Annotated in this window: 8 protein-coding genes; 4 read left to right on the forward strand and 4 right to left on the reverse strand. The window is 30.6% G+C overall.

From position 1 onward, the window contains the following. Positions 1 to 23 precede the first annotated feature (23 nt). Positions 24 to 2873: an OmpA family protein gene (locus ACXAHM_RS21840; protein ID WP_474964860.1), complete on the reverse strand. Its 2850-nt coding sequence runs from the start codon at positions 2871 to 2873 to the stop codon at positions 24 to 26. A 129-nt stretch (positions 2874 to 3002) separates the two neighbouring features. Further along, complete coding sequence (locus ACXAHM_RS21845; RefSeq protein ID WP_474964863.1) at positions 3003 to 5402, reverse strand: OmpA family protein; 2400 nt, start codon at positions 5400 to 5402, stop codon at positions 3003 to 3005. Between the two features lie 184 nt (positions 5403 to 5586). On the opposite strand from ACXAHM_RS21845, the gene ubiE reads away from it, so the two are divergent. Further along, a complete protein-coding gene (gene ubiE, locus ACXAHM_RS21850; protein ID WP_474964866.1) occupies positions 5587 to 6312 on the forward strand; it encodes a bifunctional demethylmenaquinone methyltransferase/2-methoxy-6-polyprenyl-1,4-benzoquinol methylase UbiE in 726 nt (241 codons plus the stop codon). After that, positions 6261 to 7070, forward strand: a complete 810-nt coding sequence (gene porT, locus ACXAHM_RS21855) for a type IX secretion/gliding motility protein PorT/SprT (protein WP_474964869.1) — start codon at positions 6261 to 6263, stop codon at positions 7068 to 7070. The genes ubiE and porT overlap by 52 nt, the downstream gene beginning before the upstream one ends. On the opposite strand, the gene ACXAHM_RS21860 is transcribed toward porT, so the two are convergent. Then, on the reverse strand, positions 7071 to 7700 hold the full coding sequence (locus tag ACXAHM_RS21860) for a hypothetical protein (protein WP_474964871.1): 630 nt from the start codon (positions 7698 to 7700) through the stop codon (positions 7071 to 7073). Positions 7701 to 7822: 122 nt separating this feature from the next. Here ACXAHM_RS21860 and ACXAHM_RS21865 point away from each other — a divergent pair, with 122 nt between their 5' ends. Both ACXAHM_RS21865 and ACXAHM_RS21870 read left to right on the forward strand, forming a co-directional pair. Next, positions 7823 to 8812 carry an acyl transferase gene (locus tag ACXAHM_RS21865; protein ID WP_474964874.1) on the forward strand — a complete coding sequence of 330 codons (990 nt, stop codon included), beginning with the start codon at positions 7823 to 7825 and terminating at the stop codon, positions 8810 to 8812. Positions 8813 to 8827: 15 nt separating this feature from the next. After that, entirely contained in the window at positions 8828 to 8974 is a 147-nt protein-coding gene (locus ACXAHM_RS21870; protein WP_474964878.1) for a hypothetical protein, read from the forward strand. Positions 8975 to 9050: 76 nt separating this feature from the next. Here ACXAHM_RS21870 and ACXAHM_RS21875 read toward each other — a convergent pair whose 3' ends face one another. Beyond that, the gene (locus tag ACXAHM_RS21875; protein WP_474964881.1) at positions 9051 to 9650 is read right to left on the reverse strand and encodes a hypothetical protein; all 600 of its coding nucleotides are present in this window, start codon (positions 9648 to 9650) and stop codon (positions 9051 to 9053) included. Positions 9651 to 9884: the final 234 nt, after the last annotated feature.

A 9884-nucleotide genomic window follows, 5' to 3' on the forward strand; every position in this document is an offset into this window, starting at 1 on the left:
TTGTATATCAAAGGGCTATTTTTTTATTTTGAATTTTCTGTATCCACAATACCAAATTTAAAATGTATCCTTCTGTTAGTAGAACGACCTTTTTTGGTTTCATTAGATACAAGTGGCTGAGATTCTCCCTTACTATCTATGAATATTCGATTAGGGTTTTCGATATTTCTAAAGAAGTAAGCAACTGATTTTGCTCTTTCCATACCCAAGTATTGGTTATAAACATCGGGACCAGAACTATCAGTATGACCTGTTATTTTTAAAGATTTATTTAAATTTAATTCAAGATATTCTTTAATTTTTAAAAGTGTCTCTTCATTCTCATTATTAAAATCTTTCGAATCAAATGGGAAGGTAATCGTAAAACTTTCTATACCTGCCTCAAATGCCAAATCTTCAGTTGAATTTATAATTCTTGCATTTGAAAGTGTCGTTCCTTCCTCTAAAATTTCATCATTATTATCTTTTTCAGTTTCATTAGAAGTTAATAAAACATCTTGATCTTTAGTATATACTTTTGGTGTGATAGTACCCGATCCGTCTCCATTATAATCATTCTCCTCTTTATACCTTAAATACATTGATAATGGAGCACCTAATTCTAACTTTAATGTTAGATGATCTCTTGGTATACCTTGACTCTCAAAATATTGGAAGATTTCGTTAGATAAATCCAAATACTGTTGATTAGCTTCTGCAGTTAAAACTAATTCCAAGAAAGAACATTGTTTTAATTCTGATACCAAATGACTTAATGGTATTTCATTAATCATGACAACTTTTTCTACAAGATCCGTTTCTTTTAGTTCATAACGAGTTGTATCATAATCTGTAACACTACAATCTGCAGCTCTAGAAGCCAACTTTTGATACCCTTTAGGTCGAATCATATACTCCATTCTACTATTCTTCCATGATGATTCATGACCAGGCATGTACATTGGGTATCTGATTCCGTATCCTACATTTTCATTCAAAAGCTGTTCTTCAGTAATCCCGATAGTCTTCATTGCTTCTAAAGCTTCCATAGCTTTATTTTTCGACATAAACTCAAGTACTAATTTACTTTTCTGAGGATTAAAGTCGGAGTGTCCTACTATTTCAAGACAGTAATTAGGATATTTCTCGATAAACTGTTTCAGTTCCTTTAATTCAGCTGATGAATAAGATAAATTTAACTCTTCTTCATTATCAAAATAAATATTCATCAAAGCTTCAGATTTATCTACTCCAAATTTTTGAAGTTCATATTTCTCTGAAATTGTCACTGTTGATGAATTATATGTATTGAAATCGAATCGATCTGATTTTAATAAATAACCATCTGCTGATACTAATAATGCATAGTTGCCACTACAGCGATGCATCCATTCTAACGTTCCATCTTTAGTATTAATTAATTGTTCTTTTTCAACTTCTTGAGTTTGAACATTCACTAACTTCACTAAAACATCAATATCTTTTTCAGTCTCAGCTTCAAAATCTAATTCAAAAAATGTTACTCTTCGAATGTTAGATTCATTATTTTTTACACAATAAATATCATATCCACCCATTCCTTCTTCACGAACAGATGAAAAATACGCTTCTGAACCATCTGCTGACATGACATAAAATAAATCATCACTAGCACTATTCACAGGGTAATTTAACTGCACTACCTCACCTAAATCTCCTGATGACAAATCTATATCTACCTTAAAAACATCATATCCACCTATACTATGATGACCTTGAGAACTAAAATATAAAGTCTTACCATTAGGGTGAAGGTAAGGTGATTCCTCGTTTAAAGGTGTATTAATTTTATCACCCATATTTTGTGGTTCAGCCCATTCTCCATTAGGTAATTGCCTAATAATATACAAGTCCATTTCTCCATGAGCATCTTCTTGTTCTCTATTACTAGTAAAGATGATCACTTTGCCATCAGCTGACATACTCATGTGTGTCTCTAAAGATGATGAATTGATAGGAGCTTCTATTTCTTTTGGAGTTGTCCACTTTCCACTGTAATCATTAACTTCAAAAATATCTCCTGGATTTGAAGTACTTGCACCTACACTTCTATACAAAAATAACCTTTCACCATCAGATGAAAGTGCAATTGCTGCATCATGTTCTTCTGTATTGATTTCTACAAATTCCTTAGGTGAAGACCAAAAGCCATCCTCTCTTCTATCCATATAAAAAACATCCTGATAAGGAAGTTGATCATGTGGATCTAATTCATGGTGACTGGAAATATCTTGACGATGAGAAGTGAAAAATAATCTTTGACCATCAACTGTTATGATGGGTGTGATATCTGGAAGATATGTATTGGCAATAGATAAGTTTAATATGTTTTTATCATCAGCTTTTGCCATAAATGTCGGTCCTCTTTGACATTGATCAACTAAGCGTTGAAGGTCTGAAACGGAAATATTCTTATATCCTACTTCTTTCTTTTGTAAAGCTAGGTCCTCTTCATTCAAAGCTGCAATCCTTTTTTCTTCCAAAGCAAAGAAGTCTTCAGCTCGATTAAATTGATGAGATAATTGTAAAGATTTTCCCATCCAATAATTTATTTGTCTAAAATTGGGATCCTTTTGGTACACTTTTTCAAAGTGAGGAAGAGCATCAATTCTATTCTTTGTTAAGTCATGATAAATTGAAATTCCAAGATAATATTGACATAACACATTATCAGGTGCATACTTTACAGCTTCTAGCATCTCTTCTTCTACATAATGATACTCTTCTAAAGCCAAATACGTTTCCGCCTCTCTTAATGCTTTTCTTAATTTATTTTTGTCTGCATCCGTTTGAGCGTAAGCAATTCCATTTATCAAAATCAATAGTAAAAAGCAGTAAATGGGAATAGTCTTCATAATGATAGTCTTAAGTCAGATAAATAATTAAAAATTAAATAGAAATACAGCTTGCTTTTTGATCAAAAAAATCAAAAAATATTTATGTTAGCTTAGATTCTTTTCACAAAGAAAACATAAGTTAATAAATTATTTAAACTCTATAGGTGTAAATGAGATACGTCTGTTGTTTTTTCGTCCTTCTTCAGTCGAATTTGAATCAATAGGACTATCAAAACCATAAGATTTATATTGAAGTCTCTCAGGTTCAATTCCTAATCTAACTAATTCTTGAACGACAATTCTAGCTCTTTTCTCACCTAGTTTATAGTTAAATAACGCAGAACCTTTATTATCAGTATGTCCACCCACCTCTACAATTAGATTAGGGTATCTATACATTACATCGAAAACTTGAGCAATAACTCTATAACTTTCAGGTGTAATATGGTTACTACCAAAGGCAAAGTTAATTGTTCCTACAATATCCATAACCTCTCCCAAATGTGGTGTGATTTCGGGTAAAGGTTCTTCTTCTACTTCAATAACCTCTTCAAATACTACAATTTCTTCAGGAGTTCTAACTACATATTCAATCCTTTCATTTTTTAACCTTCCTAATTGAGTTTGATTAGATGCAATTGGATATTTCCATCCATACCCAACAGCAGATACTTTATCTGTAGATACTCCATAATTAATTAATTTTGATAGAATTAATTCTGCCTCTTTTTGAGATTTCACTAAAACAGCAACTGAATCTTCATTTACATATTTAGCTTTATGAACATTTATATCTATTGAATATTCATCTAAATTTTTAATAAAGTTGGTCAAGTCTCTTAATTCATAATCGGAAGCAATCAACAGATCATTATTTTTAAGAAAGACATTATTTAATTGCTCTCTTTTCTGATCACCAATTTTATGTAATTTAATAGTATTTGATACTTCAATATAATCAGTCTGATTAGGGATATTAATATTATCAGAATGGAATAAATAACCATCTAACATATATCTTACACCGTAATTTATATTTGGATCAAGATAAAGAAGAAATTCTCCATTCTTAGCAATAATATCCTCTACAATTTCTCCAGTTTCATTATTAATCACTTTTACACGTCCTTCTAAGGATTGATCAGAGTCAGCATCTTTTATATCGCCATTTAATGCAATTAAGTTGATAGACTTTGCAGGAATTGTTGCCATATAAATATCTTGTCCTCCATAACTATCTTCTCTTATGGATGAAAAATAGCTTCTCTCTCCATCTGCTGAAATAACATAAAAAACATCATGATCAGCTGTATTTATTGGATAGCCAATGTTTTTTGCTTTACCCCAAGATTTAGATTCATCATCCCATTCTGAATAAAAAATATCATAACCTCCTATACCATTATGACCTTTTGAACTAAAATATAATACATTCCCATTTGGATGAACATAAGGTCCTTCTTCATCAAAAGATGTATTAATATTACTTCCTAAATTCTTTGCTTTACCCCAAGATCCATCAGACTGTTTGTGTGAAACATAAATATCTTGACCACCTAAAGCTTCTCTATCATTTCTTGAACTAGTGAAATATAATGTTTTGCCATCTGCAGTAAGTGAAGCATGAGTTTCTGAAAAATCCGAATTTATATCTCCCTTTAAAGGGGTTGGTTTAGACCAATATTTCCCATTCCGTTTACTTTCATAAATATCACCACCTGATTCTCCATTTCGAGATGATTTACCATCAGAGTGATATAAAAAAATTGTATTTCCATCAGGAGACATTCCTACTGCTGCATCATGATGAGTTGTATTAATATTACTACTGATAGGTTTTACTTTTTTCCATTCACCTAAATCATCTCTTTCACTGATAAATACATCTTCATAATATAAACCTGATAATTCATCAATTTCAGCATTAGGTGTATTTTTTCTTCTAGAAGTCAATACCATTGTATATTCATCAGCAGATAAAACTGGTGCAACTTCTGCATATTTGGAGTTGACATTTGGCCCTAGGTTTACAATAAGTAAATCTAGAGAATCTTTCATTAAGCTTAGAGCAACTTGACATTCTTTCATATAACCTTGAATAAGGTCATATGTTTTTTTATCGATACCCTCATTATCTTTTAAAAACTTCTCAAACAAATTGTAAGCTTCTAGAAACTTATGGTTGTATTGTAAAGATCTGGCTAAATAAAAGTCCAATTCATAATATGAATCAAGGTCTTTTATTTCATTGAAATAGAAAAGAGACTTACTCTTATTAAGGTAAGGTGCATGTAGATAAGCATAGCCAACTAAAAAATTCCATTCATCAAATTGGGCACCTTCTGATTCAATTTCATGTAAAACATCTATTGCAACTTGATATTGACCAAGATTAATAGATTCATCTGCAAATTTTAAATGCTTTTTTAACTCAGAAGACTTCTTAATATTCTGAGCATAAGAAGACAAAGTGACAAATGATAGAATTAGGATAAAAAATAGGTTCTGAAGTCTTTTTTTATGAACAAAAGTAAAGGAATAGGCCATTAAAGTTATTTTTTTGTCAACAAAATTATACTAAAGACAGTTTATATGTTAATCGCATTGGTCAACACTTTAAAAAGTTATAATTTTGTATGTAACCGAAGTTTGTTTATTTAATTTTATTTCGGGTACAATATAGAGTATATCTATCATTCTAACAATGTGTTAGAGTAAAAAAATAAAAATCATGACAGTACTTCCATATAAAGATAGAGAAGAAGGTAAAAAAGAGCAGGTAGCCAACATGTTTAATAACATATCTAAAAAGTATGATTTATTAAACAGAGTATTAAGTGGTGGTATAGACATCTATTGGAGAAAAGTTGCTATCAATAAACTCAAAAAGAAACAACCTAAAACTTTATTAGATGTAGCTACAGGAACTGGAGATTTAGCATTACAAGCATGGGCAACGTTAAAACCTGAAAAAATCACAGGTGCAGATATTTCAGCTGGAATGGTTGAAGTTGGTCGTGAGAAAGTAGCAAAAAAAGGTCTGTCAGATAAAATTGATTTACAAATAGGTGACTCTGAAAACCTTCCATTTGAAGATAATTCATTCGATGCTGTAACAGTTGCTTTTGGTGTGAGAAATTTTGAAAATCTTGAAAAAGGTTTAGCTGAAATCAAACGAGTATTAAAACCTAATGGCACATTAGTTGTACTTGAGTTCTCACAACCACAATCATTCCCATTCAAGCAGCTTTACAGATTTTATTCTATGAATATTTTGCCTTTAATTGGAAAGATTGTTTCTAAAGATAACTCCGCCTATACATACCTTCCTGAATCAGTAGAACAATTCCCATATGGAAAAGCTTTTACAGGTATTCTAGAGAAATTAGGCTATAAAACTGTAACATGTACATCACTCACTTTTGGAATAAGCTCGATTTATACGGGTCAAAAATAATTTTTTTAGCTTTTTTCTTTGTACTGACGTTAGGGTTTAATCATAAATCATATAGTCAGTACAAAGGGAAAAAAAGTGAAACAATTTTAAACCTTCCTAATTTTGATAAGAAACCATTTCATTATGGCTTTCAAATTGGGTTTATATCATCTCCTGTAGGATTAGATCCTTCTGAAAATGCATTCAACGTTAATGGTACAGATACTACAGCTGTTTATATTACTCCACAAACAACTGCAAGTTTCCTTCTTGGTTTCTTATTAAATGTTCAATTATCTAAAGATAATCATTGGGCTTTAAGATTTTCACCAAATGTATCTTTCTACTCACGTAGATTTACAATGGATACTCTTGGATATCAATTGCCCCAATCTGAAATTATTGTAAAACCAGAAGATTTAGTTCAACTGCAATCCAATACTACATTGGAATTTCCAATCATGTTGAAATATCAATCTGACAGGAGAAAAAACCATAGAATGTACCTTCTTGGTGGATTAACCCCTTCTTTTACTGTAGCAACAAAACAAGAATCTACACGTGAGGAATTTTATGTCAACCTAAAAAGCTTTAATATGTCACTTACATGGGGCTTTGGTTTCCATTTATATAATAACATGTTTTGCTTATCTCCTGAGGTAAGAATTTCACACGGAGTTATGAATGTAGCAGATCAATCAGGTGACTCTGTTTATATGCCATTTGTTGATGCTATCAGGTTGCATAAAATATCATTCATCATCAATTTCGAAGGTTAATTAGTCTCCAACTTGTGTGGGAGTCTCACCTTGATCTTGCTCTCTACTTTTAGGAGTACCTATCATAATACCGTTTGTAACAATCTCGTTACTCTCATTCAAAGCTCTATCAGCTATATGAATATTAAATTTAACCGAATCACCTTTATGTAATGGTGAATCAAATACACCATTAAATAATAACAACCCTCCATATCTAAGCTCTCCTTCCAATGGTCTTTCTCTACCTGAATTATTTAAGATTGGAAAACGACCATCAAAATTTTGTTGATTCTCAAATATAACTGGATGATAAATTCCATCATCTTCTTTTCTTAATACAGTTACAAAATAGTTGTTTCTATATTTATTCTCTACGGTATCTTGAGGTAACTTATCTTCTTCATAAGGTCCATAAGGATAAACTGTATCTGCAGCACTCAATCCCAAATCACCATCTCCATCTTGAAATTTAATACCTAAGTATACACTATCTTGATTTTCAGATAAAACATGATTTTCAATCCAAGCATATTCAATTTCAGGTTCTTTAGGATATTCAGGTTCACCAAAACAAGATACTAAACTAGTAACGATTAAAGATCCAAGAGAGATTTTAAGAAGAAGTGTTTTATATCTTTGTGAAATCATATGATTTATAATTGATTTATTAGAGTGGTTAATATTAATTTCTAATTTTTTAGTAATTTGCTATATACTCATCTATCAAAGTAATTTCATTACCAATCAATTTTTGAATATATTTTTATTTAATGGATTTTATCAATCAGTTTAAAAAGAAAATCTTTACAATCCGAAATGAGGATGAATTTGAAGCTGCAGCCTTAGAAGCTTTTCATTTCCAAGCGAAAGAAAATCCTATTTATGCTCAATATTTATCTTACTTAAATATTTCATCTAATAAGATACATAAGATTAATGAAATTCCATTTATGCCAATTGAATTTTTTAAGACACAACAGGTATTATGTAACAATTCTAAAGTAGAAAGAGTTTTCCAAAGTAGTGGTACAACAGGTAGTATTCGAAGTAAGCATTATGTCTCAGACTTAAATCACTACAAAAAAATATCGACTACTTTTTTTGAATGTTTATATGGACCTCTTGATAAAATTCATATTTTGGCTCTTTTACCAAGCTACATTGAAAGAAAAGATGCTTCTTTAATTTGTATGGTTTCGGATTTCATGGAAAAATCTGGTAGACATTCTGACTTCTATCTAAATAACCACGAAATGTTGGCTCATAAATTGCATGAAATTCAAAATAAAGGAGAAAAGGCCGTTTTATTTGGAGTTACTTTCGCTTTACTAGAGTTCGCCGAAAAATTCCCTAATAATTTTTCTGATATTATTATTATGGAAACAGGAGGTATGAAAGGTAGAAGAAAAGAACTAACTAGATCAGAAGTACATCAACAATTAAAAGAAGCTTTTCAAACTGAAAATATTCATTCTGAATATGGAATGACAGAGTTATTATCTCAAGGTTATTCTTTAGGTGATGAGCAATTTGTCTCTCCACCTTGGATGAAAATATTTTTTAGAGAGATAAATGATCCTTTTACATTTTCTAAAACACAACGAGGTGGGATTAATGTAATTGATCTCGGAAATATTGAATCATGTTGTTTTATCGAAACAAAAGATATTGGTGCACCAGGAAAAAATTCTGATCACTTTTATGTTTTAGGCCGATTTGATAATACTGATATCAGAGGTTGTAATTTAATGGTACAATAAAAGAATTTAACAATAATGAAACGCGTAATTATCTTCTGTATTAGTCTATTTTTATTAGGGCTTACTTCTTCTTGTAGAACATATAAGACATGTCCTACATATGCTAAAATTGAATCTAATCAAATTAAGAAAAGTACAGTAGATGAAAGCTATGCTAAATAATCTTGTTATTTCTTAGTTTAAATAAAAAAGCCAATCATTACTGATTGGCTTTTTTATTTTTTATAGGAATTGATAATTAGAATACTTTCTTTCTCATATAAGCTCCTAATTCTTTTCCTGCTTTAGCGTATGCTTCTTGAATACGTAATCCAGAATCAAAGTCATAACCCATAGCAGCTGCTCCAGGAGCGGCAATTACATCAATAACTGCTAATACTTTATTCGATGCTTTTTCTTTATAAGTTACCTTTAAAGTAACATATGCATTTCTTCTCATTACACCTACATTAAAGCCTGGTTCTGTAACAATTGTAGCAATTTCCATTACATAAGCATTTGCTTCGTCACCTTCTTTAATTGTCACTTCACCTTTTGAGTGATCATTGAATAAAGAAATAAATTTAGGTTCAAAGTTCTCATCTCTATCAGCGAACCAGTTTTCCTTAAATTTATCACCATTACCAGCTTCTTTGTCATTGTAAGCTTTTACTTTTTCTTCTAGGTAAGTTGTTTCTTGTTTTTTACCTACTTTCATATTTTCATATGTGAAAACTACATCATATGAAGTGATACTGGATAAAGACGATAATTTGCCTTCTTTTACTTTGATCTTTTGGGCATTAGCAGCAAAAGAAACAAATAATAACATTGTTAGATTAAAAATTATTGTTTTCATTACAAAAAAATTGAGTGAGATAACATTAACGGATATGAAATTATATTTTTTTAATGAATTTTAAAACAATTTCATTAAATATATTGTTTCTCATAGTTATTTATTCAAATATGGACTCACATAACAATGAGTATTCTTTATATAAAAAAAGGTTAGTCAACATCTTGTGTTAACTAACCTTCTATATTTAATGAATGTGGCGCCGACTTACTCTCCCGGGGGTTAACCCAGTAC

It is taken from the genome of Flammeovirga sp. AWQ4_249, assembly GCF_056161045.1.